The sequence below is a fragment of the Atopobacter sp. AH10 genome, from assembly GCF_003664595.1.
Lineage (GTDB): Bacteria > Bacillota > Bacilli > Lactobacillales > Aerococcaceae > Atopobacter.
This window is the reverse complement of the sequence record NZ_QXPZ01000032.1, coordinates 40,734-64,658: the sequence shown is the minus strand read 5'-3', so window position 1 is coordinate 64,658 and position 23,925 is coordinate 40,734. Positions and strand designations below refer to the sequence as shown.

Annotated in this window: 21 protein-coding genes; 19 read left to right on the top strand and 2 right to left on the bottom strand. The window is 40.1% G+C overall.

Translation table 11 applies throughout. The annotated features are described in order from the left end of the window. Positions 1-101 precede the first annotated feature (101 nt). From cdaA to D3H64_RS07465, 6 genes are all read left to right on the top strand, one after another. The gene (cdaA, locus tag D3H64_RS07490) at positions 102-953 is read left to right on the top strand and encodes a diadenylate cyclase CdaA (RefSeq protein WP_121565628.1); all 852 of its coding nucleotides are present in this window, start codon (positions 102-104) and stop codon (positions 951-953) included. Further along, positions 946-1,977, top strand: a complete 1,032-nt coding sequence (locus D3H64_RS07485) for a YbbR-like domain-containing protein (RefSeq protein WP_121565627.1) — start codon at positions 946-948, stop codon at positions 1,975-1,977. Before cdaA ends, D3H64_RS07485 begins: the two co-directional genes overlap by 8 nt. Before the next feature lie 44 nt (positions 1,978-2,021). Then, positions 2,022-3,365 carry a phosphoglucosamine mutase gene (gene glmM, locus D3H64_RS07480; protein WP_121565626.1) on the top strand — a complete coding sequence of 448 codons (1,344 nt, stop codon included), beginning with the start codon at positions 2,022-2,024 and terminating at the stop codon, positions 3,363-3,365. Between the two features lie 338 nt (positions 3,366-3,703). Next, positions 3,704-5,488 carry a glutamine--fructose-6-phosphate transaminase (isomerizing) gene (gene glmS, locus D3H64_RS07475; RefSeq protein ID WP_121565625.1) on the top strand — a complete coding sequence of 595 codons (1,785 nt, stop codon included), beginning with the start codon at positions 3,704-3,706 and terminating at the stop codon, positions 5,486-5,488. 320 nt (positions 5,489-5,808) lie between these two features. After that, a complete protein-coding gene (gene rpoE / locus D3H64_RS07470; RefSeq protein WP_121565624.1) occupies positions 5,809-6,426 on the top strand; it encodes a DNA-directed RNA polymerase subunit delta in 618 nt (205 codons plus the stop codon). Positions 6,427-6,635: 209 nt separating this feature from the next. Continuing rightward, positions 6,636-8,246, top strand: coding sequence for a CTP synthase (locus D3H64_RS07465; protein ID WP_121565634.1), 1,611 nt, complete (start codon positions 6,636-6,638; stop codon positions 8,244-8,246). Positions 8,247-8,436: 190 nt separating this feature from the next. Here the strand turns inward: D3H64_RS07465 and rpoN are convergent, their stop codons facing one another. After that, entirely contained in the window at positions 8,437-9,741 is a 1,305-nt protein-coding gene (rpoN, locus tag D3H64_RS07460) for an RNA polymerase factor sigma-54 (RefSeq protein WP_121565623.1), read from the bottom strand. A 128-nt stretch (positions 9,742-9,869) separates the two neighbouring features. On the opposite strand from rpoN, the gene D3H64_RS07455 reads away from it, so the two are divergent. The 9 genes from D3H64_RS07455 to D3H64_RS07415 all read left to right on the top strand — a co-directional run bounded on the left by D3H64_RS07455 (position 9,870) and on the right by D3H64_RS07415 (position 19,340). Then, positions 9,870-10,289 (top strand): PTS sugar transporter subunit IIA, encoded by a 420-nt coding sequence (locus D3H64_RS07455; RefSeq protein WP_121565622.1) that lies wholly within the window; start codon positions 9,870-9,872, stop codon positions 10,287-10,289. A gap of 46 nt (positions 10,290-10,335) precedes the next feature. Beyond that, a complete protein-coding gene (locus tag D3H64_RS07450) occupies positions 10,336-10,836 on the top strand; it encodes a PTS sugar transporter subunit IIB (RefSeq protein ID WP_121565621.1) in 501 nt (166 codons plus the stop codon). A 22-nt stretch (positions 10,837-10,858) separates the two neighbouring features. Further along, positions 10,859-11,665: a PTS mannose/fructose/sorbose/N-acetylgalactosamine transporter subunit IIC gene (locus D3H64_RS07445; RefSeq protein ID WP_121565620.1), complete on the top strand. Its 807-nt coding sequence runs from the start codon at positions 10,859-10,861 to the stop codon at positions 11,663-11,665. After that, positions 11,662-12,492 carry a PTS system mannose/fructose/sorbose family transporter subunit IID gene (locus D3H64_RS07440; protein WP_121565619.1) on the top strand — a complete coding sequence of 277 codons (831 nt, stop codon included), beginning with the start codon at positions 11,662-11,664 and terminating at the stop codon, positions 12,490-12,492. Before D3H64_RS07445 ends, D3H64_RS07440 begins: the two co-directional genes overlap by 4 nt. Positions 12,493-12,546: 54 nt before the next feature. Then, entirely contained in the window at positions 12,547-15,141 is a 2,595-nt protein-coding gene (locus tag D3H64_RS07435; protein WP_121565618.1) for a sigma 54-interacting transcriptional regulator, read from the top strand. Between the two features lie 305 nt (positions 15,142-15,446). Next, positions 15,447-16,304 carry a class II fructose-1,6-bisphosphate aldolase gene (fba, locus tag D3H64_RS07430; protein WP_121565617.1) on the top strand — a complete coding sequence of 286 codons (858 nt, stop codon included), beginning with the start codon at positions 15,447-15,449 and terminating at the stop codon, positions 16,302-16,304. Positions 16,305-16,689: 385 nt separating this feature from the next. Next, positions 16,690-17,958 (top strand): UDP-N-acetylglucosamine 1-carboxyvinyltransferase, encoded by a 1,269-nt coding sequence (locus tag D3H64_RS07425; RefSeq protein WP_121565616.1) that lies wholly within the window; start codon positions 16,690-16,692, stop codon positions 17,956-17,958. A gap of 153 nt (positions 17,959-18,111) precedes the next feature. Then, a complete protein-coding gene (locus D3H64_RS07420; protein WP_121565615.1) occupies positions 18,112-18,369 on the top strand; it encodes a type B 50S ribosomal protein L31 in 258 nt (85 codons plus the stop codon). A gap of 209 nt (positions 18,370-18,578) precedes the next feature. After that, on the top strand, positions 18,579-19,340 hold the full coding sequence (locus D3H64_RS07415) for a class A sortase (protein WP_233554917.1): 762 nt from the start codon (positions 18,579-18,581) through the stop codon (positions 19,338-19,340). A 101-nt stretch (positions 19,341-19,441) separates the two neighbouring features. Here the strand turns inward: D3H64_RS07415 and D3H64_RS07410 are convergent, their stop codons facing one another. Next, positions 19,442-20,047: a hypothetical protein gene (locus D3H64_RS07410; protein WP_121565614.1), complete on the bottom strand. Its 606-nt coding sequence runs from the start codon at positions 20,045-20,047 to the stop codon at positions 19,442-19,444. A 129-nt stretch (positions 20,048-20,176) separates the two neighbouring features. On the opposite strand from D3H64_RS07410, the gene D3H64_RS07405 reads away from it, so the two are divergent. The 4 genes from D3H64_RS07405 to D3H64_RS07390 all read left to right on the top strand — a co-directional run bounded on the left by D3H64_RS07405 (position 20,177) and on the right by D3H64_RS07390 (position 23,925). Then, positions 20,177-20,758 carry a LemA family protein gene (locus D3H64_RS07405; protein WP_121565613.1) on the top strand — a complete coding sequence of 194 codons (582 nt, stop codon included), beginning with the start codon at positions 20,177-20,179 and terminating at the stop codon, positions 20,756-20,758. Positions 20,759-20,916: 158 nt separating this feature from the next. Further along, positions 20,917-21,819 carry a zinc metalloprotease HtpX gene (htpX, locus tag D3H64_RS07400; RefSeq protein ID WP_121565612.1) on the top strand — a complete coding sequence of 301 codons (903 nt, stop codon included), beginning with the start codon at positions 20,917-20,919 and terminating at the stop codon, positions 21,817-21,819. Positions 21,820-22,078: 259 nt separating this feature from the next. Continuing rightward, positions 22,079-22,819 (top strand): hypothetical protein, encoded by a 741-nt coding sequence (locus tag D3H64_RS07395; RefSeq protein ID WP_121565611.1) that lies wholly within the window; start codon positions 22,079-22,081, stop codon positions 22,817-22,819. Positions 22,820-22,854: 35 nt separating this feature from the next. Further along, positions 22,855-23,925: a D-alanine--D-alanine ligase family protein gene (locus tag D3H64_RS07390; RefSeq protein WP_121565610.1), complete on the top strand. Its 1,071-nt coding sequence runs from the start codon at positions 22,855-22,857 to the stop codon at positions 23,923-23,925.

Genomic DNA, 23,925 nt, shown 5'->3' with positions numbered 1-23,925 from the left:
AAATAACACCACCTCGGTGATAGGTGGTGTTTATGGTTATGAGTCAGGGAATTCAGGTTATATTATGCTATACTGGTAGAGAAGGAAAGGAAGTGAGTGGTATGTCGTTTAATTTCGATTGGAATACACTCTTATCATGGCGAACCCTGATTCAGCTAATTGATTTGGGCGTTGTCTGGTACCTCATCTATAAGATTTTATTTATTATTAGAGGGACACGGGCGATTAACTTAGTCAAAGGGATTATTGTCCTTTTAGCGATCAAGGCTTTGTCTTATTTTATCGGCCTACATACCTTGGACTTTTTAATTAATATGGTAATTCAATGGGGGATTATTGGGCTGATTGTGGTCTTCCAACCAGAAATTCGTCGAGGATTGGATCATATTGGACGTTCCTCTATTTTTGTAGGTAAGTCCAAGCGTGAACGTCCGAGTGAACGGCTAATTAATGAGTTAATAGAAGCGACTTATTACATGGCTAAACGTAGGATAGGAGCCTTGATTTCTATCGAAGTGGATAGCCCTTTGGAAGAATATATTGACACAGGGATTCGCCTAGATGCGACTGTATCGAGTCAACTTTTGATCAATACTTTTATTCCCAATACGCCTCTTCACGATGGAGCTGTCATCATAAAAGATTACCGCATCGCAACGGCGGCGAGTTACTTACCCTTGTCAGAAAGTTCTTTGATCCCAAAAGAATTAGGAACCAGACATCGGGCGGCGATCGGATTGAGTGAGGTTACAGATGCGGTGACTATTGTGGCATCCGAGGAAACGGGCTCAGTATCTATCACACATAATGGGCGTATTTTTCGAGATTTAGACGAAAGCGAATGTAAACGCATGTTAGAAGGCTTTTTGTCCTCAGATGATAAAGAGACGGATAGTTGGAACATCTGGGATCTTCTCGATAATTATCGCTTAGGAGGGAAAAACGATGAATAAATGGTTCAATAATCGAGCTTTTCTTGTCGTTATTTCTTTTGCCATGACCTTGCTTTTGTTCAGTTATGTGGATTCTATTGGCAATAGACACCAACAATCTATTAATGTACAATCTCAACAGGTAGTCGAACATGTTCCAGTAGAAGCAAATTTAAGCGCGAAACGTTTTGTGGTGACAGGACTGCCTAGTGAAACAAGTGTTTTGCTTGAAGGCCCCACTTCCTCGGTGAAATTAGCGACAACGAATCGTAATTTTAAGGTAGTTACGCCTAATTTGGATCGGCTGGGCGAAGGAGATCATACGATTGATTTGAAAACGCAAGGCTTGCCTGCCGATGTTCAAAGTCGTGTATCCCCTAAACAGGTGACAATTCATATTGAACCACTGGAAGAAAAAACGTTTAAAGTAGTGATCTACACGCCAGATGGAAGAGCGATTACTGACGATATGAAACTATCGAAAGAAACAGTTCGGGTAATAGGAGGAAAGTCTGCTGTAGAATCTATTCAAGAAGTGCGGGGCTTCTATGATGTGAATCGTCATAAAGGTCAAGCCAGTGAAATTGATCTATTAGCTTTTGACAAGAATGGTGAGACGGTTGCTGTGACCGTGGAACCAAAATCTGTGACAGGGAAATTGAACGAAGATGCTGATATCACAAAGAAGCAAGTACCGATAGTGGTAGCTGCCTCTAATGAACAAAGAGATATGGACTACAGCTATGAAGTGAAACCTGACATGGTAACTATTACAGGGGAAAAAGATGTTTTAAAAACAATTTCAGAAATTTCAGTCCCAATTGATGTGGCAAATCTTGAAGATGGGATGAAAGTGCATGCCTTGCTCACGCTTCCGAAACGGATTATTGCTGCTTCAGTGGAACAAGTTGAAGTAACCGTTAAGATACGTGAACGAAATGGACAAGATCAAAGTGTAGATAAAACGGAAGATGACTCATCTACAACAGGTGGGACAACTAGTAAAAATGTGGATAAAGAGAATAAAAACCCTTCAAGGCATTAAGGCCTGAACGTCTATTAAGACAAAAAAGAATAAAGGAGACTATTATGGGTAAGTATTTTGGAACGGATGGAGTTCGCGGTGTAGCTAATAAAGAGTTAACGCCAGAACTTGCTTTCAAGTTAGGTCGTTGTGGAGGTTATGTTCTTTCAAAACATTCAACGGAAGAAAAGCCACAAGTTTTGGTGGCTAGAGATACACGTATATCAGGGCAATTATTAGAATATGCTCTAGTGGCTGGCTTGATGTCTGTTGGGATTGAAGTCATGCAATTGGGCGTTTTACCAACTCCAGGTGTGGCATACCTCACACGGGCTCAAGGTGCAGTAGCAGGGGTAATGATTTCTGCATCCCACAACCCGGCTCAAGACAATGGAATTAAATTTTTTGCAGCTAATGGCTTCAAACTTTCAGATGAAACAGAAGCTGAAATTGAAGCTCTCTTAGATCAAGAAGTGGACGATTTACCTCGACCTTCCGCTGAAGGTTTAGGGACAGTGGACGAATATTTAGAGGGGGCGTTAAAGTACTCTCAATTCTTACGTTCGTCTATTGCGGATGATCTTTCCGGATTACATGTGTGCCTAGACGGTGCGAATGGTGCGACAACGGCTATTTTGACAAGAATATTCGCTGATTTGAATACGGATTTTGATCTTTTAGGGGATAAGCCAAATGGGATCAATATTAACGATGGTGTAGGGTCAACTCACCCTGAAAAATTAGCCGAGTTTGTTGTAGAGTCTGGGGCAGATGTTGGCTTGGCTTTTGATGGTGATGGAGATCGGTGTATTGCTGTAGACGAAAAAGGGAACATTATTGATGGGGACAAAATGATGCTCATTTGTGGGCGTTATCTCAAAGAATATGGTCGTTTGAAAGAAGATACGATTGTAACGACTGTTATGAGTAACCTAGGAATGTTCAAAGCAGCAGATAAGCTAGGACTCCGGCTTGAAAAGACTCAAGTAGGGGATCGCTATGTGTCTGAAAAAATGAGAGAATTTGGTTATAATCTCGGTGGTGAACAGTCTGGTCATATTATCTTTATGGATTTGAATACAACAGGAGATGGCTTGTTGACAGGGATTCAACTCTTGAATGTGATGAAGAAGACTGGTAAGAAATTATCTGAACTTGCTGAGGTTATGGAAGTTTTCCCACAAACCTTGGTGAATATCCCAGTTAAGGATAAAAATCATGTGATGGATATTCCTGAAGTTGCTGACATTATAAAGCAAACAGAAGAAGCGATGAATGGGGAAGGAAGAGTCTTGGTTCGCCCTAGTGGGACGGAATCATTGGTTCGTGTGATGGTAGAAGCCAAAACTCACGAGGACTGCGATCGATATGCAGAGGCTATTGCAGCTGTTGTTCGAGAAAAAGCCTAATTTTTAAAAGAAGCATAAGGATGGGAAAGAGCTCCTAATGGGGGCTCTTTTTTTCTTGAGACAGAAGGTCTAATAGGAGAAATTTGACAGCCTTTCCATCCTGTTGTATAGTAAAATAGCTTCTGAAAAACTGTAAATAGGGAGGATAATTTTTTAAGGAATAGCGCCAGACCCAGGATAGATAGCCTGGGGGACGAGGATGGAGTTTATCGAAAATTCGGCGGATGACTCCAGGGTGTGCACTCTACAGAAACGGAAGAAAAACCTTTGTAAGAAGGCAACAGAGGCCGTTTTGGCACCAGAAGCGAATCGAAAAATTGAATAAAGGAGCGATTCGCATGTGTGGAATTGTCGGAGCTATTGGAAATATAGCTATTGCAAAGTATTTGTTGAAGGGATTGCAACGCTTGGAATACAGGGGATATGACTCTGCTGGTATTGCCTTAATGGACAAGCTAGGGGATATCCATGTCACTAAGGTAGCAGGGAAAATTGCTAACTTAATTCCTTTAGTGGACCAAAGTGTGGAAGCAGTTAGTGGGATTGGCCATACACGTTGGGCAACGCACGGACCAGCAAATACGGAGAATGCTCATCCTCATTTGTCTGCTTCAGGAAGATTTGCTATTGTCCACAATGGAGTGATTGATAACTACAAAGAGTTGAAGGAACGTTATCTATCAGATGTAGAGTTTCTTTCTGATACAGATACAGAAGTTGTGGCGAATTTAATTGACCGTTTTGTAAGTGACAATAAAGAAGATGAGTTAGAGGGTTTAAGAAAAGCCTTAAGACTTCTAGAAGGGTCCTACGCCTTGGGGATTATAGACCGAAAACACCCAGAACGCTTGTATGCAGCTAAAGAAAAGAGTCCCCTTTTAGTAGGTGTGGCTGATGAGGGACATATTATTTGTTCCGATGCTATGGCTGGAATTTCTGTGACTAAAGCCTATCTCTTGATCCAAGACGGGGATTTAGCTATTTTGACCGCTGATGATGTGCGAATTGAGAATTTATCAGGTGAAGTAGTTGAACGTGAAATGCAACGCTTTGATGAGGAAGATTCTGATTTGGACAAGGGGCTGTACCCTTACTACATGTTAAAAGAAATTGAAGAACAACCAAGTGTTTTGAGACATATTACTTCTCTTTACCAAGAAGGTTTGGAGGACTTGCCTCAAGTTTTGAAAGAATTAGAAAAGGCAGAGACTATCTACATGGTTGCTAGTGGGACGAGTTACCATGCTTCCTGTTTGGCTAAGAGATGGTTCGAACAAATTTTAAATAAGCGGGTAGAAGCTCATATTGCTAGTGAATTCACTTATGAAATGCCGGTAATTAGTCAAAAGCCGTTCTTTATCTTCTTGTCCCAAAGTGGGGAAACAGCAGATAGTCGACATGCCTTGGTGAAGGTGAAGGCTGCGGGCTATCCGTCCTTAACGATCACTAATGTGAAGGGATCTACCCTGGCTCGTGAAGCAAGTTATAGTTTACCATTATTAGCAGGTCGTGAAGTGGCGGTAGCCTCTACTAAGGCCTATATTGCTCAATTGGCTGTGATGGCTTATCTCGTTTATGCATTGAAAGGGGAGCTCCCCGACTTATTAAAAGGGTTGAAACAAGTTGAAGTAGCGATGGAACGGCTCCTAAGTCAAAAAGAAGCCATTCGAGATGTGGTGAAAGAAAACTTACTTGATACACGGAATGCCTTTTATATCGGACGTGGCTTGGACTACTTAACAGCGATGGAAAATGCGTTGAAGTTGAAAGAGATTTCTTACCTGCAAGTGGAAAGTTTTGCAGCAGGTGAACTGAAACATGGGACGATTGCCTTAATAGAAGATGGAACACCGGTCATTGCTATAGTGACACAAGCTCATTTAGCCAAACAAACGCGGTCGAACTTGGAGGAAGTTCGAGCAAGAGGTGGCAGAAGCTTGACCATTAGCTCTAGTGATTTAGCTTTAGAGGGCGATACAGTTGTTGTGGATGCAGTTCCAATGCGTTTGAGACCTTTCTTAAGTGTTGTGGTAGGCCAATTGATTGCTTATTATACAGCTCTTGAAAAAGGCTATAATGTGGATCAACCACGTAATCTAGCCAAGAGTGTTACAGTAGAGTAATGGTGAGCCTATAAAGTGAATGAATATGGAATAAGCTTGTTGCTTTTAGGCGATAGAGTGATGGTAGAATGAAGGATAAGTCGTTGAATGATCAGGTAGATGATCAGTACTTTCTGTGTTTAAGAGCTAGAGCGATGAGAAATTCCATTCTTTAGACTACTCAAGTAGGAAAAGTTTTGATAAAATAGGGGGCGCTTAAAGAGTGCCTCCTTATTTTTGGGGAAAGGCAAGAAAGATAAGCGAGTGAAGCCTGTTCACTTGCTTGCATTTGCTTGCTATAATAGTTACACTTAGAGCTAATGGGAAAGGACGTGCAGGGAATGAAATTAGACGAACTATCTATTGAAGAACGGTCAGAAATGTCCATGATCGAAGTCGCACACGCCTATTTAAAAGAGAAAAATGCTGTAGTAGACTTTAATGATTTGCTAGCTATTGTAGGCGATTATCTTCATTTATCCGATGAACAATTAGAAAAGGAAATGGCTCGTTTCTATACGACTTTGAATACTGATGGTGCCTTTATTTCTTTAGGGGAAAATCGCTGGGGTTTGCGTTCTTGGTATGCGATTGATGCGATTGATGAAGAAATCGTCTCTTCGATAGATGATGATGAATTGAAGAAGAAACGTCGGAAGAAGAACAAGAAGAAATTCAATGCCTTTAATGACGATGATGATGCGATTGACTATAGCGATGACGATGATGAAGATCTTGACTACGATGACGATGATGAAGAAGATTTGGACGATGACGATCAAGGGCCAATCGATTCATCTGATGACGAGGACAGTGAAGAAGAAGCAGATGAATTAAAGGCCTACAAGTCAGATCTTAGTGAATTTGATGATTCTGAAGTAGAAGATGAAGAAATAGATGGCCATCTAACAATTATTGAAGACGACCAATTAGAAGACGAAGACGAAGAAGAGGAATAATTCCAAGTTTTCGTACTTGACCTAACGGGAGTGAGACGGTAATATAATTGTTGGGCTCCCATAATTGGGAGAAGTCGATGCAATCCCTCAATCTTAGCGGATGGGGGATTTTTTTAATGGAAGGTCAAGGGGTTTCTTGGCTTTTCAAAAAGGATAAAAACGGCTGGTTCAATGGTCCACCCGAATCAAAAGCAAAGGAGAATGGCGATATGACCAAATATATTTTTGTAACAGGTGGTGTGGTGTCTTCGATTGGTAAAGGGATCATAGCTTCATCTTTAGGTCGCTTATTGAAGAATCGTGGTTTAAAAGTAACGATCCAAAAATTTGACCCATATATCAACGTCGATCCAGGGACAATGAGCCCTTATCAGCATGGGGAAGTTTTTGTGACAGATGATGGAACAGAAACAGACTTGGACTTAGGGCACTATGAACGTTTTATCGATATTCATTTGAATCAATATTCTAATGTGACAACAGGGAAAATTTACTCTGAAGTTTTAAAGAAAGAACGTCGTGGGGACTATCTAGGGGCGACTGTCCAAGTTATTCCTCATATCACTGATGCGATCAAAGCGAAAATTATGCGTGCTGGGGAAACGACAGATAGCGATGTGGTGATCACGGAAGTTGGCGGTACTGTAGGAGATATAGAATCTCTACCATTTGTGGAAGCTTTGCGCCAAATGCGTTCAGAAGTTGGACCGGAAAATGTATGTTATATTCATACGACGCTTATTCCTTACTTAAAAGCGGCTGGTGAAATGAAAACTAAACCAACCCAACATAGTGTGAAAGAATTACGTAGTATGGGAATTCAACCTAATCTTTTAGTTGTGCGAACTGAAAAGCCTCTAACGGAATCTATGCGAGAAAAACTAGCTTTATTCTGTGATGTGGATAAAAAGGCTGTCATTGAATCTCGTGACGTTGAAACGCTTTACACTATTCCATTAGCTTTACAAGAACAAGGGATGGATGACTTTGTTTGCAAGCACTTTGGTTTGACAGACTTACCAGAAGCAGACATGACTGAATGGAAAGCGTTAGAGCAAAGGGTAATGAACCTTCAAAAAACAGTGAAGATTGCTATTGTTGGGAAATATGTGCAATTACCTGATGCCTATATTTCAGTTGTAGAAGCTCTTCACCATGCTGGTTATACCTACAGTTCTTCTATTGATTTAAAATGGGTTGCAGCAGAAGATGTGACAAGTGAAAATGCAGATGAGATTCTTCATGATGCAGATGGGATCTTGGTGCCGGGTGGTTTTGGCCATCGTGGTATCGAAGGAAAGATTGCTGCTATTCAATATGCTCGTGAGAACAATATTCCTTTCTTGGGCATTTGCTTGGGGATGCAACTGGCTTGTATCGAATTTGCTCGTCATGTAGCTGGATTGGAAGGTGCAGATTCTGCGGAAGAAAATCCACGGGCTAAGCACAATATCATCGACTTGATGAACGATCAATTGGATGTGGATCAAAAAGGTGGTACCTTGCGCTTAGGCTTGTATCCATGTCATTTGGCAGAAAATTCTTTAGCCCATCGTTTATATGGCGAAGATATTATCCATGAACGTCACCGTCACCGTTATGAATTTAATAACGACTACCGTGAATTGTTAGCCAATAAAGGTCTAAGCTTCTCTGGTTTGTCTCCAGACAAACGCTTGGTGGAAATTGTTGAATTGCCTAATCATCCATTCTTTATTGCTAGCCAATTCCATCCAGAATTCTTATCACGTCCAAACCGTCCGCATAAATTATTTGAAGGTTTTGTTGGGGCTAGTTTGGAAGCAAAAGAACAAAAATAAGCAAAATATTTAAAAACCTCGTCCATAATGATGGACGAGGTTTTTAATATGCTCCTTGCATCTAGTAGACTAAAAGAGATGAGAAGAAAGCATTGAGGAAGATTCTTTTGAGCGAAGAAAAAAAGTCTAAAAAGCCCCGTCTTATAAAGGATGGGGCTTTGCTGGGTTGGAGGCAGATGAAAGTAGATCTTTAGTCAAGAGCTTTGCGGTGGCTAGCAGACGGATAGTTCAAAGATTTACGGTATTTAGCGACCGTTCTTCTTGCGACAGGGAGTCCTTCATCTTTTAAGATATCTGAAATAGCTTGGTCAGATAGGGGGAAATGAGGGTTTTCTTTTGTAATGAGATCTTTAATCATTGCTTTTACCTCGTCAATAGAGACGCCTTCTGTATGAGCCAACTTTTGAGGGAAGAAATATTTTAAGGGGAAATTGCGACCGTTAAATTGCAAATATTTACCTTGAACAATACGAGAAACGGTCGATTCATGAACGTCTATATAGTTAGCTAAATCTTTCATATTAAGGCCCAAGGGATAACTTTGCTGCTTGAGAAAGAAGGGGGCTTGGAAATGGATTAAGGCTTGGGCTAAACGGCCTAGGGTAGCTTCTCTTTTAGAGAGAGCTTGTATGAGCCAATCGAAATCTTTAGCCTGTTTGTTTAAATAGACGAGAGTATCTTGATCGCAAGCCTGCTTGATCTGATTGAAACTAGTGAGATCAAATTTTATTTTAGGTAGAATATCTTGGTTGATTTGCCATTCTAATGTATTACCCTGAACGTGAATAGTCAGATCAGGGTAGGTGAATTGGGTGGCCTCTTTTTGTATTTGATGACCGGGATAGGGATCTAGTTGTTGAAGATAGGAAAGGGCGCTTTGAACTTCTTCTAACTCTAAGCCAGTGTTTTCGGTAATCTTTATCAGATGGTCTTTTTGTAATTGCTCGCTGGGAAGGGATAAGAGGGTAAGTGCGCTTTTGGGGGCGTAAGGGTCTCGATTTATTTGAAGTTCAAGGCATTCTTTTAAATCTTTTGCGCCTACTCCAGCTGGATCCAATTCTTGTAGGAGAGCTAGGGCATCTTGGTAAAGCGTGGGGTCTTCCCTTTCTTGTGAGCAGTAAGCTTTAATATCGAAGTGAAGGCGACCTGAATCATCTAATTGATCGATGAGGAAAAAAACTTTGTCACGGATAGGAGTGTCTCTATAATTCAGTTTTGCTTGCTGAGTTAAATAGCTTTTTAAAGTGGTAAAGCCCTTGTCAGGAATATTTTGAATCATTGCCTGATGCTGGTCGCTTAAATAAGAAGAATCGTAAGAACTCTCTAAAAAGTGGGTATTTTCTACTTGAAGGAAGGGGTTGTCCAAGGATTTATCTGTTAAGAAATCTTTGAGATCCATCACGTTGTATTGAAGCAATTCAATGGCTTGAGTGAGATCTGCTGATAATTTTAATTGCTGCTTTTGTTGAAGTTTTTGCTTAGTTTTTAAGGGCACATGGGAACATCCTTTCTCTAGTGTTTAGCCTACAACTAGTGTTTAAACACTAGCTGGAAAAAATCGTTAAGTTGATAGGCTTAAGTTGGCACGCGACTTGCATGTATATAGCTGAAGGGGGAAAAAAGATGGCAAATAAGTTCTTAGTCGCTTCGCACGGAAAGATGGCAAGTGGCATTAAAAGTTCTATTCATACTTTAGCAAATAAAGGTGACGAAATTAAGACCATTGATGCTTATGTAGATGATTCTGATTATACCGCAATTATTCAGGATTTTCTGAAAAGTCTACAAGCGGATGATCGAGCGGTTATTTTTACGGACCTTTATGGAGGGAGTGTGAATCAAAGAGTTGTTCGCCAAGTGCTTGATGCGGGCAAACAAGAACAGGTAAGCGTTGTTTCAAATGCTAATTTAGCCGTTATTCTTTCTATAGTGATGACGGGTAATCTGACAAAAGAAGCGATACAAGGCTTGCTAGAGGAATCTCAAGTTTGTTTAGTGGAACTCGAGGCAAAAGAAGAAACGACAGACGATTTCTTTGATTAGGAAAGTAAAGGAATAAAGAAGCCAATAGGAGAAAGGATGTTTTCTAATGATTACGCAAATTCGTGTAGACGACCGTTTGATTCATGGTCAGGTTGCTGTTGTATGGACAAAGGAGTTGAACTCTCCCTTATTAGTTGTAGCTAATGATGATGCCGCTAATAACGAAGTGACACAAATGACTTTAAAGATGGCTGTCCCATCTGGTTGCAAACTCTTGATTAGAAATGTTGAGGATGCCATTAAAGTATTTAATGACCCACGAGGAAAAGACAAACGGATTTTTGTTATTGTGAACAGTGTGTCGGATGCTTTGAAAATCGCTAAGGCTGTCCCATCTTTAGAGACGGTCAATGTCGCTAATGCTGGACGTTTTGACAACTCAGATCCAAAAGAAAAATTGAAGTTATTCTCTAGTGTTCAATTGAATCCAGTTGAACTTCAAGCAGCCAAAGAATTGGCCAATCTCGAACATATCAATGCCTATAACCAAGTTTTACCAAGTAATGGTCGCAAAGATTTGAAAGAAGCTTTAGACGCTATTAATTAATCAGTTGATTGGAGGAAGATTTATGCTGTTTTATGCAACAATGGCCTTCATTTCCGTATTTTTCTGCTTTGCTGGGAATTATTTAACAGGGCAAAGCATGATGGAGCGCCCTTTAGTTGTCGGATTAGTCACTGGTCTCTTGATGGGGGACATGAAATCAGGAATTTTGATGGGGGCAGCTTTAGAAGCTGTTTTCCTTGGAAATGTCAATATTGGTGGGGTAATTGCAGCGGAACCAGTCACTGCTACTGTACTGGCAACGACTTTTGTCATTATTTCCCATGTGGATCAACAAGCTGCGATAACTTTGGCCATTCCAATTGGGATGTTATCCGCTATTGTCGTTATGTTTATGAAGAACGTCTTTATGAATATTTTCGCACCTGTTTTGGATAAGTACGCCAGAGAAGGATCAGAAAAGAAAATTGTTGCCTTGCACTATGGCTCATGGATTATTTATTACGCTATTATTGCGGCTATCTCCTTTATTGGGGTTCTAGCTGGGTCAGGACCTGTTAATACTTTAGTGAACAATATTCCAAAAGTATTAATGAATGGCTTGAATTGTGCAGGGGGCTTACTACCTGCTGTTGGTTTTGCTATGTTGATGAAATTATTGTGGGATAACCGTTTAGCTATTTACTATCTACTCGGTTTTATCTTAACTGCTTATCTCAATCTGCCGGCTGTAGCTGTTGCTTGCTTGGGGATCGTCTTGTGTGTTGCAGTAGGTATGCGTGATGCTGAACTCGTTGAATTGATGAAAGCTGGTCCAGTTAGTGCTGGTCATGACAGTCAAACGGATGAAGAGGAGGACTTTTTCGCATGAAGATGACAGCTGATTTAACAAAAGATGATAAAAAAATGTTGCGTTCCATGTTCTGGAGATCCTATACGATGAATATTTCTAGGACAGGTGCGACTCAATACCATGCCTTAGGGGTAATGTACACTCTTTTACCCGTCATCAATCGTTTTTACAAAACAGATGAAGAAAAAAGAGAAGCTTTGGTTCGTCATACCACATGGTTTAATGCTACCTTGCACTTGAATAATTTGATCATGGGGATTGTTGCGGCTATGGAACGCTCAAATAGTGAAGATGAGACTTTTGATGCGAACACCATTACCGCTGTGAAAGCCTCTATGATGGGACCTATTTCAGGTATTGGAGATTCTTTCTTCTGGGGGATTCTTCGGGTTATTGCTGCAGGGATAGGGATCTCCTTAGCAAGTTCTGGTTCTCCATTAGGGGCCTTGGTTTTCTTGCTTCTCTATAACATTCCGGCTATGATTGTGCATTACTATGCCTTAGTTGCAGGCTATTCCTTGGGGGATAACTTTATTCGTCAAATTTATGAAAGTGGTATGATGAATATTGTGACCAAGGTTTCTAGTATGCTCGGTTTGTTGATGGTTGGATCGATGACGGCTTCTAATGTCAAGTTTAAAACAGCCCTACAAGTCGCTGTAAAAGGGAGCAAGGATCCAATTATGATTCAAACTTATTTGGATCAACTCTTGATTGGCTTGGTACCTCTTAGTGTTACCCTTTTAACTTTTTATTTGGTAAAATATAAGAACGTTAGCATCAACTGGATCATGGTAGGAATCATTGGCTTAGGTGTTGTTCTAGGCTTGCTTGGTGTGGTATAAGATGGGAGACCCACATTTCTTAATGTGGGCCTTTTTGGATGAGGAGGAAGCGTTGTGAGTAAAGATTTGAAAAAGATCTTGGTCGATTTGATAGAGAGTGCAGATAAATCTCTGACTACCTCCGACTTGAGTCAGGCTATCGATAGAAGTCGTTCTGTTACAAGCTTATACCTCAATGAATTGGAAAGAGACGGTTTAATTGAAAAAACGAATACCCGTCCGGTGTATTGGCTGATGCATCAGGATAAAGGGATAGCGCCTTTAGAGAAAGAGGCGGATAAAGAGTTGGGCTTACAAGGTAAAAGCAAAGAAACTAGTCAGGCTTTCGATCAATTTATTGGAGCGGAAGCAAGTTTTTCTGATCAAATTGAAGAAATTAAGGCAGTCTTGTCTTATCCTCCAATTGGCTTACCTCTTTTACTGCATGGAAATAGCGGGGTGGGGAAAAGTTACCTAGCGCATGTCATTGCAACTTATTTAAAGGAAGAAGGCCTAGCTTGTTCAGAGAATTTGATTGTCTTTAATTGCGCGGATTATGCGAATAATCCTGAACTCCTATCTTCTGTCTTGTTTGGCTATGTCAAGGGAGCTTTTACTGGAGCTAACATGGACAAAGCAGGTCTTATTGAAAAGGCGAATAATGGCATTCTTTTTTTGGATGAAGTGCATCGCCTATCAATGGAAAATCAAGAAAAACTCTTTCAGTTTTTAGACAAGGGTTATTTTAGACGGTTAGGAGAAGAAAATCATCTGACGCATTCAAGGGCGAGACTTATTTTAGCTACGACTGAGGATCCAAAAAAAGTCCTTTTACCAACTTTTTATCGGCGGATTCCCCTAGTGGTTGACTTGAAGGATTTTCATGATCGGCCACGATATGAGCGAATTACTTTGGTATCTGCTTTATTTAAAAAAGAAGCGGAACGTATTCAAAAGGCCATAATGATTGATGAAAGTCTTTTAGATAAATTGGTCAACCAACAGTATACAGGGAATATTGGGACACTCAGTAATGAAATAAAAATTGTTTGTGCTCAAGCTTTGCGGCAGGCAGACCCCAATGACTCTTTGTTGAAAATTACCTTAGCTGAGCGCAGTGATCAGGTGAAATGGGTGGATGTAAACCAGACGCTTGTTCAATCGACTCAGCATATTCAAGTGGCTAAAGAAGATCTGGAGAGGATTTTGACAAGTACAGCGATGACAGATATGCGAGTAGCTATTCATAGCTTTGCTCATCGTTTTCGGGAGCTTTTTTCAGGAGAGTATTTGGCAGTCTTATATCGGAAGGAAATAAAAGCGATCAAAGAACGCTTTTGCCGGATGCTGGGCGCTTATCCCAAAGATGATTTGCTTTTTTATGAATTAATGCTCTTGTGGTATGTTCACCCAGAAACAGCTGGCTTATATGACTACCTTTTAGGAGAAATCAGAGAATATTTCCCACGTGCAGAGTCCTTAGCTTATCAATTATTGCCAGGTAAACCCTCCCCCTATCAGCTAACTTGTTTGATGCTGGTGCTCGCGGGAGAGGTAGATGAACGTATAGAATATAATGCTCTTTTGGTTGCTCATGGGGAATCTACGGCTACCAGTATTCAGAGTGTTGCCAACCGTATGTTACATCAGTACATTTTTGATGCCATCAATGTCCCACTAGATTCTTCTCCAGAAGATATTATAGAAGAAGTAAAAGAGTGGTTGATTGAACGAGATACGGAAAAAGGTGTCATCATGATTGTAGATATGGGTTCCTTGACTCAAATCTATAAGGCTTTGAAACCACAAATTAATGGTGAACTATTAGTTGTTAATAATTTAACGACAGCCTATGCTTTAGAAATAGGGCAGTTGATTTTGAATAAGGAACCTTTTAATAACTTGATTGAGCATTTTAAGAAGAATTCATCCACAGATATTCAATATTTTGAAGGTTTTGATAATCAGCCTAATGTGATTATTACCAGCATATCCGGGCCTGAAATTAATGCCAGTATCAGTCAGTTATTGAAGAAATATATTCAGACGGATATCAAACTCATTGAAATGGATTATACAGAATTAGTGGATATCCTCAACCGACATCATGAAAACCAAAATTATTTTTCTTCTACGGTGGCAATTATTACCACTACACCTATGAATGTTCCAGGGAATATCAAAGTGATTAATCTGACGGAAATAATGCAACATCGACAAGACTTTTCGTATCTAGAGCAATTTAAATCCTTGGTGCCAATCCATTCGAGATTAGACTTATTAAATGAGTTAATCTACTTTTTCTCTAAAGAAGGCCTCAGCGATCGCTTGGAATTCTTGAATCCAGATATCATTATTACCCAAGTTGAGAATGTGATTAATAAATTTGAGATGCGTTTTAACTATACACTCAACAGTCAAATTAAATATGTCCTCATTATGCATACTGCCGTTTTGGTTGAACGGACCATTTTGGGGGCTGAGGATTATGAGGTACCCCTTCCATTGGATCAAGTCTACATCAATGACAAGATGTTTTATCCGAACATAAAAAGTATTTTATTTGAATTAGAACAGTTTTATCGAATTAAAATATCTGATTGGGAGATTTATGTGATTTATGAAATTATCTCGTCTTCAGAAGATGACGAGGGAAATTCTAAAGAGTAGGCTAGAGGAGAAGTGGGCTAGCTTACGGGTGAAAAACTTGATCAGGCCGTTTAAAGAAGACCATTAGTAGATGCTTAAGGAAGAAAGCTTAGCTAGACTAGCTTAGAACATTTATTATAGGAAGATTGGCAAGGTCAGATAGGCAAGTATTGATCTACAAGTAGTTAGGGATAAGTGAAGGGGACAAAATTTAGAAAGTAAGCGGTATCTCAAGGATTTTACTGGCTTCGTGCTTTAATAAATGGATGACTTCTGTTATAATAAGGGCGCAAAATTGCACAACATACTTTTTAGGAGGAAATTGAATGACACGCTTAGTTTCTATGACTGACATGTTAACAAAAGCTAGAGAAGGGAAATATGCAGTAGGCCATTTTAACATTAACAACTTGGAATGGACTCAAGCTATTTTACAAGCTGCTCAAGAAAGCAACGCTCCAGTAATTTTAGGGGTTTCTGAAGGCGCTGGTAAATACATGGGTGGCCCTAAAGTGGTTCACGATATGGTAGATGCTTTGGTGGAATCAATGGATATCACTGTTCCAGTTGCTTTGCATTTAGATCATGGTTCAAGCGTAGAAGGTTGTAAAGAATATATCGATGCTGGTTTCACATCTGTAATGTACGACCATTCACATTTCCCAATCGATGAAAACATCGCTAAGACTAAGGAAGTTGTAGAGTACGCTCACGCTCGTGGTTGCTCTGTAGAAGCTGAAGTTGGTACTGTTGGTGGTACTGAAGATGGCGTAACTGGTGGGGTTCAATACGCTGATCTTGAAGAATGCAAACGCATGGTATCTGAAGCAGGTATCGACGCCTTAGCTGCTGCTCTAGGTTCTGTTCACGGAACTTACATTGGTGAACCAGTTTTAGGTTTTGACGAAATGGTAGCTATTTCAAATGCAACTCATTCTCCATTAGTTCTTCACGGGGGTTCTGGTATTCCTGATTACCAAATCAAGAAAGCTATTGAATGTGGTCATGCGAAGATCAATGTGAACACAGAATTGCAACAAGTTTGGACTAAAGCTGTTCGCGAAAAATTATCATCTGACGCTGAAGTTTATGATCCACGTAAAGTCATCAAACCAGGTAAAGATGCAATGGTAGCTAAGACAAAAGAAATCATCGAATTGTTTGGCTGCAAAGACAAAGCGTAAAGAAACGACCAAAAGCAGGCTTCGGCCTGCTTTTTTTAGTTGAAGTTATGAGCTTGAAAGACGAACATGTGGCTAGGTGGACTCATCGCTAGCGATTCAATAAGGAAATGACTGGATTGAACGTGGCTATCTTTTAAAATAATATATGAAAGTTTTGGATGAATTTAGAGATACAGTCCAGTATAGATCGTGTTTTCTGCTGTGCTTTCATTTTTACAAGGAAGCACTTAGTCTTTATCTATTCGAAGAATATGGTAAAATAAGGGCAAGATATTGCCGTCTGCCTTTCTTTTTTTTGTGCGACGTGCAGACTTTTGAAACGGTCTTTTATAATGATTGGAGACCCTTAATGAATAAAGTAAAGAGCTCGATGAAGGAGATATTTATGCAAAAATTTGTTATTCGAGGCGGGAAGCCACTTTCTGGAGAAATTGTGGTAAGTGGAGCGAAAAATTCGACCGTTGCCCTTATTCCAGCGGCTATTTTAGCGGATAGTCCAGTTGTTTTAGAAGGTGTACCGGATATTGAAGATGTCCACACACTCTTGGATATTTTGGCGGACTTTCATGTGGCAACTGAATTTAAAGAGGGTCGATTGACCATTGATCCTCGTCTCATGCAGTCTATTCCAATGCCAGAGGGGAAAATTAAAAGTATGCGAGCCTCTTATTACTTTATGGGGGCGACCTTAAGTAAATTTGGGGAAGGCGTTATTGGTATGCCTGGAGGTTGCTTTTTAGGGCCACGTCCAATTGATCAACACATCAAAGCCTTTGAAGCCTTGGGAGCAAAAGTAGATAATGATAATGGAGCGATTGCTCTGAAGGCTCCTAAAGAAGGATTGACTGGAACCAAAATCTATATGGATATCGTCTCTATAGGGGCTACTGTTAATGCTATTCTAGCGAGTGTTAAAGCAAAAGGGCGAACTGTAATTGAAAATGCTGCTCGTGAACCTGAAATTATTGATTTGGTGACTTTGCTCAATAAAATGGGGGCGCAAATTAGAGGGGCTGGGACTTCTGTGATTCGAATTGATGGGGTGGAGGAGCTTCACGGCTGTAATCACATGATTATTCCAGACAGGATAGAGGCTGGAACATTTCTTTCTCTTGCAGCAGCAATGGGAGAAGGCGTAACGGTCAGAAATGTCATTTTTGAACATTTAGATGGCTTAATAGCTAAGATGAACGAAATGGGCGTTCATATGGATATTTCTGAAGATGCTATCTATGTGGGACCAAGTCATGATTTGAAAATGGTGAATATTAAAACCTTACCTTATCCAGGCTTTGCTACGGACTTGCAACAACCTCTAACACCGCTATTGTTGAAAGCGAAGGGATCGGGTACTATTGTCGATACGATCTATCCTAAACGGGTGAACCATGTCCCAGAATTAGTTCGAATGGGGGCAAAAATGCGTGTAGAGGACGATATGATTCTTGTCGATGGCCCGATTAAACTTTCTGGCGCAGAAGTAGCTGCCAGTGATTTGCGGGCGGGAGCTTGCTTAATTATTGCTGGGTTGATGGCAGAAGGAACTACCTATATTTCCAATATTGACCATATTTTGAGGGGTTATTCGCATATCGTGGAAAAACTTCGCGGTATTGGAGCGGATATTGAAATGATCGATGTAGAGGAAGAATAAGCGTTCTCCTTCTTTGATTGAAAAAGAAGTCGATAAAAAGTGATGACAAGTCTTGCTATTCTAGGAAACACATGGTATCATCAACATTGTTGATTACGCTAGAGAGATCAACTCTAGTTTAGCAAATAGACTAGGGCAAAGGAGAGAAGACACATGAAAAAAGACATCCATCCAGATTACCATCCCGTTGTCTTCATGGACTCATCAACCGGATATAAATTCTTGTCTGGTTCTACTAAAGGGTCTAGCGAAACAGTTGAATGGGAAGACGGCAACACTTATCCATTGATTCGTGTTGAAATTTCGTCAGACTCCCATCCATTCTATACGGGACGTCAAAAATTCACTCAAGCAGATGGACGTGTGGACCGCTTCAACAAGAAGTACGGTTTTACCGATTCCAACAAATAATTGGGCGATTAGTGGGGATAACCACAGACCAAGGGGCATCAGTAGATGTCCTTTTTTTATACGCTGACTTAAGCAAATTTTTTTGATAGAAAAAGGGTAAAGGAAAGAAAATCTTGAACAGCTCGTTCACTGTGGAGTCCTTTACATTCTGTATTTGATTGCCTATACTGATAGAGTGAATGCTTTTACTTCAGAGATGGGGTGACCAAATGACCAGTAGAAATAATCGACTTCCATCTAGAAGCGCTCGACGCAGAAGAGGGAAAAATAATACGTGGAATAAATGCATTAATGTGATCAGTTTCTTGTTAATAGTGGCCGGGTTGGCTATGTTAGCCGCACAACCGATTAAGTATTATTTAATTGGTAGAAACCAAAATAAATACGCGCTTAGTCACCTAACAGCCAAAGACCTGAAAGAAAACAAAAATAAGGTGGCAAACTTTGACTTTTCTACTGTCGAAAATGTAGATGCTACTGGAGTGATAAAGAATTCGTTGAAGGGAAAGCCTCTACCAGTTATTGGAGGGATAGCTATACCAGCTGTGAAGCTAAATCTTCCAATCTATAAAGGGGTTGAAAATGCTCAGTTGATATCAGGAGCTGGAACCCTTCGTCCAGAACAAGAAATGGGGAAGGGCAATTATCCCTTAGCCAGTCATCGGATGAAAGATGAGTCTTTATTATTTACTCCTCTGATACACTTACAGAAGGGTGATTTGATTTATCTAACGGATTTGCAGTATATTTATGTCTACAAAACGGAAAACTTAATGGAAGTAGAACCGACTCGGACGGATTTGATTGAAGACGATCCTAATGGAGCTAAACAAGTGACCTTGATTACATGTAATATTGACGGGTCTAAGCGGGAAATCGCTCAAGGAACATATGTCAAGAAAGTGTCAATGACTAAGGCAAGCCCAGAAATGAAAAAAGCTTTTGAAATAGCTAATAACACGGTGAAATAAAAAAGAGAATAAATGGGAAAGTCCAACTTATAGGCGATAGATCTATTTTAGAATATCGCTTTAAGTTGGACTTTTGAGCTGAATGGGCAAGTTTACTGCGATTAATGGCTTGACCTTGTAGACCAAGCAGAAAGGAACTTTTGCCTGTTGACTGAGGTTATTTGCTTAGAGAAAAAATCGTTTAAGAATTCATATTCGGCATATAGGGCTTGAGCACGGGAAGGGCTAGTTGTCTTGCGTCGTAAGAGATCTGTAAATAAAAGCAAGCTAGTATCAGGGAGCTCTTTTTCACGTAAATGATCTAACCAAGCTTCTATTTGATTTTCTGGGCAAAAAGCTAAGCGATGATGGAGTTGACTGAAGGAATAGTCTAGACTGTCGTTTGGAGGATCTAAAAGGACTTGTCGCTTCTCATTTAGATCTTGTAGAGAATCGGATAATTTTAACCATTGTTCAGTTTCGGCATCAATATAAAGGATAGCTCCTTTTGGATCAGCAAGGAAATATTTTGGTTGATCGCATCCGAGAACAGTATAGTTATTTGGAACATTTGGGTGAAGCTTTTGTAGCTCTTTTAGAGCCAGTTTAGCCTTGGATGTTGGTAGAAGATGGGCCCATTCTACTCCATCTAATCCATCTCGTGTGGGCTCGTTTGTGACAAGCCAATTGTGAGAATAGAGGCTGGATAAATCGATAAATTCTAACATGGCTACTCCTTTCAGCTGAAAAGTTAAAAAAGTGAGAGGAAAAAGTAAAGTAGGTCTTAAGTAGTAGTAGATTTTTCCTTACTTATGGTACACTAATCTTAACATAGAGATGAAAAAGGAGGAATCACTATGGTTGCGACAAACTTTTTTTCGACTAAATTAGTCATCCTAGTCGTTATTCTTTTGGCCCTTGTTTGGGGGATTTCTGCATACAACCGTTTGATTAAATTACGGCAATGGGTGAAGGAAGCCTGGAGTCAAATTGATGTGCAATTGATCAGACGTAATGATCTAATACCTAACCTAGTCGAAACTGTAAAAGGCTATACGAAGCATGAATCGGAAACTCTTGAAAAGGTGATTGCACAACGTCAACAAATTCAAGAGTTACGTGTAGGGGATGCTGATCCTAGTCAAATTATGGCAGCAGCCAATCAACTATCAAGCAGTTTGAAGAGTTTATTTGCTGTGGCTGAATCCTATCCAGATTTGAAGGCAAATGCCAATTATTTACGTCTGCAAGAAGAATTAGCCAATACAGAAAATAAGATTGCCTATTCTCGCCAATTGTACAATTCAAGCGTAGCAGAATACAATATTAAACGGGAAACAGTGCCATCTAATCTGATTGCTAGTCTATTTAATTTTAAAGAAGAAAAACAATTGGAAGCACAAGAAGCAGAACGGCAAGTGCCAAAAGTACAATTTTAAGTTTTAAGTCACAAGTAGCTTTATCCTTTGAGACGATAGGCTTTTATAGGCGTATACTCGGATAGTTATATAAAGGCTATCCTCTCTAGCTTAGGAATTTTTGTGTCTAGTAAAAATAGGAAGTGGAATAAGTTGTCAAGAGAGAAGGAGGGAAGACCATGTTTAGGCAACAAATTGCTATGAATAAGCGGAAGACATTTGCTGTCGTTGCCATGTATTTGGTCTTTTTTGTATTAGTAGGTGGAGCAGTAGGGCGTCTGTATATGGATAACGCTCTTTCAGGTATTGCTCTAGCGGTCATTGCTGGCTTGGCCTATACACTAGTAATGGTGGCCAACTCAACAGCTATTGTTATGGCGATGAATGGGGCAAGAGAAGTAAAAGAAAAGGACGATTTCCCTATGTACTATAATATCGTCTCGGATATGGCCATTGTTTCACATCTACCGATGCCAAGGATGTTTGTGATTAATGATCCTTCTCCAAATGCTTTTGCGACTGGTATGTCTCCAGAAAAATCAGCTGTTGCTGTCACAACAGGCTTGCTCGAACGTTTGAATCGTGAGGAATTAGAAGGGGTTATCGCTCATGAATTTTCTCATATTAAAAACTATGATATCAGGTTACAAACAGTGGCAGTTGCTTTGGGGGCAGTCCTTGGATTCCTCAGTCAGTTCAGTTTAAGAATGGCTTATTTTGGTGGAGGACGGTCACGAAGATCAGATGATCGGGAAGATGGGGGTGGAGCTATTGTCTTAATCCTATCCATCCTCTTGCTCATACTGACTCCGTTAATGACAGCGATTATGCAAATGGCTATTTCTAGAAACCGTGAGTATCTAGCGGATGCAAGTGCTGTGGAGTTGACAAGAAATCCTCAAGGGTTGATTTCGGCTCTGAAGAAAATTTCTCAATCGGAACCGATGCAACAAGTGCCAGCGGGTTCTGAAGGGATGTATATTATGTTTCCTGGAGCGAAAGGGCGCGGAGAGGAAAGAGATCATCTCTTTTCCACTCACCCATCAACAGCCAACCGAATTAAGCGTTTAGAACAAATGTAAGATAGAAAATCCTAGATGGATATACTTTTTTATTCTAAGGAATCAGTGAAAGAAGTTGACTCTAGTCTTCGTGGGTGAGCTTCCTTTGTTAGTAGCGAAGAGACAGTGACCTGTCTCTTTTTTCTTAAAAATCTTTAGATAGCAATAAGTTTTTGGTACAATATATGAGTTGACATCTTGATATGAAGAGTTCATCTACATGGAAGAAGGACTTCCTTGTAGGGTATAGGTGTAAAATTAATTAAAAGGAGGGAGACGAATGTTAACGCTATACGTACATTATGATATGGTAAGCCACCAAACTTTGGTAAAAGGGTTGCCTTTACACAATGTATTGTTAGAGCATGAAGTCTTACTTCCTCAAAAGATAATGTTGCTGGAAAAAGTTCGCAACATAGGGGTGATAGACCCTTACACTAAGTTTACGATATTGGACTCAGTAGAAGCGACGAAAAGCTTCCTTCAAGATGTGGCGAGCAAAAAGATTCATCCGGTTAGTTGGATTGATTACCAATCTCGAGAGTTATTGGAACAATTGACCCCTTTGGAAATTTCTGAAATATTGTACATGAATCATGTGGGGCAACCGTATCGCTCACCATTTTTTTACAAATTACAGAATAATTGGACTTTATTGGTTTTAGCGGATGATTGTTACAAAATCTATCAACGGCAACCAGAAGAGTTCAATAGCTTGGTTAATGAGTATGTCGTGTCAGAAGTTCGTCGTTTAGTGCGACGACCTTGGCCATTTACTTTTTCTGAAGAAGAGATTCCATTAATGTCTAGAGAGGTTTTTTCTCAATTTGCGGATCTTTTTCGTGAAGGTGTCTTATTAGACTTTAACAAGTTAACAGCTGATAAGAGCAAAGTGACTGTTCCAATTTTCTTTACCGAAGATTTTCAACAGTTGTCACATGACCGAGACCCCGAGTTCTTCTTGCAATATGATCGGCAAAGACTAACTTGGACGGTAGAAGAAATACGCTCGCCTTATTAATGATGATGTAGGAGATAAGTTGGAGGGAAGTAAGTATGAAAATTTTCTTAATTTACGGTGGACGAAGCGCAGAACGAGACATCTCTGTCCTTTCTGCATTTTCTATTCAAAACGAGTTGTACTATGAACGGCACGTGATGGTTCCTATTTTTATTGACCAAGCTGGAACCTGGTTTAAAGGGGAAGAACGGACGGCTCCATTTGCTAGTTCAGAAGAAATGGTTTTGAGTAAAGAAGGTCGTGGCCAAGTCGTTTCTCCAGCTGTTCTACAAGAAGAGGATGCAGTGGCTATTCCATGCTTACATGGCCCTTATGGGGAAGATGGGACTATTCAAGGCTTGCTTGAAGTCTTAGGTATTCCTTATGTTGGCTGTGGGGTATTGGCTAGTGCTTGTGGGATGGACAAGATTGTGACGAAGTACCTTTTCCAACAAGTTGGCTTACCTCAATTGCCTTTTGTGCCAATTACTAAGTGGGAATGGGATAATTACCCAACTTCTGTTTATGGGAAGTGTGAAGGTAGTTTGGTCTACCCTATGTTTGTTAAACCAGCTAACTTAGGTTCTTCAGTGGGGATTTCTAAAGCAAATGATCGTGACGAACTAACGGCAGCCATTAACTTGGCCTTCCAATTTGATAGCCGTATTGTCATTGAATTAGGGATCGAAGCTCGGGAAGTAGAGTGTGCTGTTTTAGGTCATGAAGATATCCATACTTCCGTTGTGGGGGAATTAGGTAAAGAAAAAGGCTTCTATGACTATGATGAAAAATATATTAACAACGATGTTAAATTGATCATCCCTGCTCCTATTTCTGAAGAAATCAGTCAAAAGATCCGCCAATACGCCAAAGAAGCTTTTGAGGTGATTGATGGATCAGGCTTAGCACGTTGCGACTTCTTCCTAACAGCTAATGATGAAATATATATCAATGAAGTGAACACATTCCCTGGTTTCACGAAATTTTCAATGTATCCAAAACTTTGGGAAGTGACAGGTTTGCAATACCATGACTTGATCGAAAACTTGATTGAATTAGCGATCAAACGTTTCAAACAAAAGAATGCCTTGCACCAAACACGTTCAGATGTGAGTGAAGGTGAATAA

Coding starts and splice junctions, on each gene's coding strand:
- D3H64_RS07425 (WP_121565616.1), top strand. CDS start 16,690: ATGCAAAAATTTGTTATTCGAGGCGGGAAGCCACTTTCTGGAGAAATT.
- D3H64_RS07405 (WP_121565613.1), top strand. CDS start 20,177: ATGGTTGCGACAAACTTTTTTTCGACTAAATTAGTCATCCTAGTCGTT.
- D3H64_RS07450 (WP_121565621.1), top strand. CDS start 10,336: ATGATTACGCAAATTCGTGTAGACGACCGTTTGATTCATGGTCAGGTT.
- glmS (WP_121565625.1), top strand. CDS start 3,704: ATGTGTGGAATTGTCGGAGCTATTGGAAATATAGCTATTGCAAAGTAT.
- cdaA (WP_121565628.1), top strand. CDS start 102: ATGTCGTTTAATTTCGATTGGAATACACTCTTATCATGGCGAACCCTG.
- D3H64_RS07440 (WP_121565619.1), top strand. CDS start 11,662: ATGAAGATGACAGCTGATTTAACAAAAGATGATAAAAAAATGTTGCGT.
- D3H64_RS07415 (WP_233554917.1), top strand. CDS start 18,579: ATGACCAGTAGAAATAATCGACTTCCATCTAGAAGCGCTCGACGCAGA.
- D3H64_RS07410 (WP_121565614.1), bottom strand. CDS start 20,047: ATGTTAGAATTTATCGATTTATCCAGCCTCTATTCTCACAATTGGCTT.
- rpoE (WP_121565624.1), top strand. CDS start 5,809: ATGAAATTAGACGAACTATCTATTGAAGAACGGTCAGAAATGTCCATG.
- D3H64_RS07455 (WP_121565622.1), top strand. CDS start 9,870: ATGGCAAATAAGTTCTTAGTCGCTTCGCACGGAAAGATGGCAAGTGGC.
- D3H64_RS07390 (WP_121565610.1), top strand. CDS start 22,855: ATGAAAATTTTCTTAATTTACGGTGGACGAAGCGCAGAACGAGACATC.
- D3H64_RS07395 (WP_121565611.1), top strand. CDS start 22,079: ATGTTAACGCTATACGTACATTATGATATGGTAAGCCACCAAACTTTG.
- D3H64_RS07485 (WP_121565627.1), top strand. CDS start 946: ATGAATAAATGGTTCAATAATCGAGCTTTTCTTGTCGTTATTTCTTTT.
- htpX (WP_121565612.1), top strand. CDS start 20,917: ATGTTTAGGCAACAAATTGCTATGAATAAGCGGAAGACATTTGCTGTC.
- D3H64_RS07465 (WP_121565634.1), top strand. CDS start 6,636: ATGACCAAATATATTTTTGTAACAGGTGGTGTGGTGTCTTCGATTGGT.
- D3H64_RS07420 (WP_121565615.1), top strand. CDS start 18,112: ATGAAAAAAGACATCCATCCAGATTACCATCCCGTTGTCTTCATGGAC.
- D3H64_RS07445 (WP_121565620.1), top strand. CDS start 10,859: ATGCTGTTTTATGCAACAATGGCCTTCATTTCCGTATTTTTCTGCTTT.
- glmM (WP_121565626.1), top strand. CDS start 2,022: ATGGGTAAGTATTTTGGAACGGATGGAGTTCGCGGTGTAGCTAATAAA.
- fba (WP_121565617.1), top strand. CDS start 15,447: ATGACACGCTTAGTTTCTATGACTGACATGTTAACAAAAGCTAGAGAA.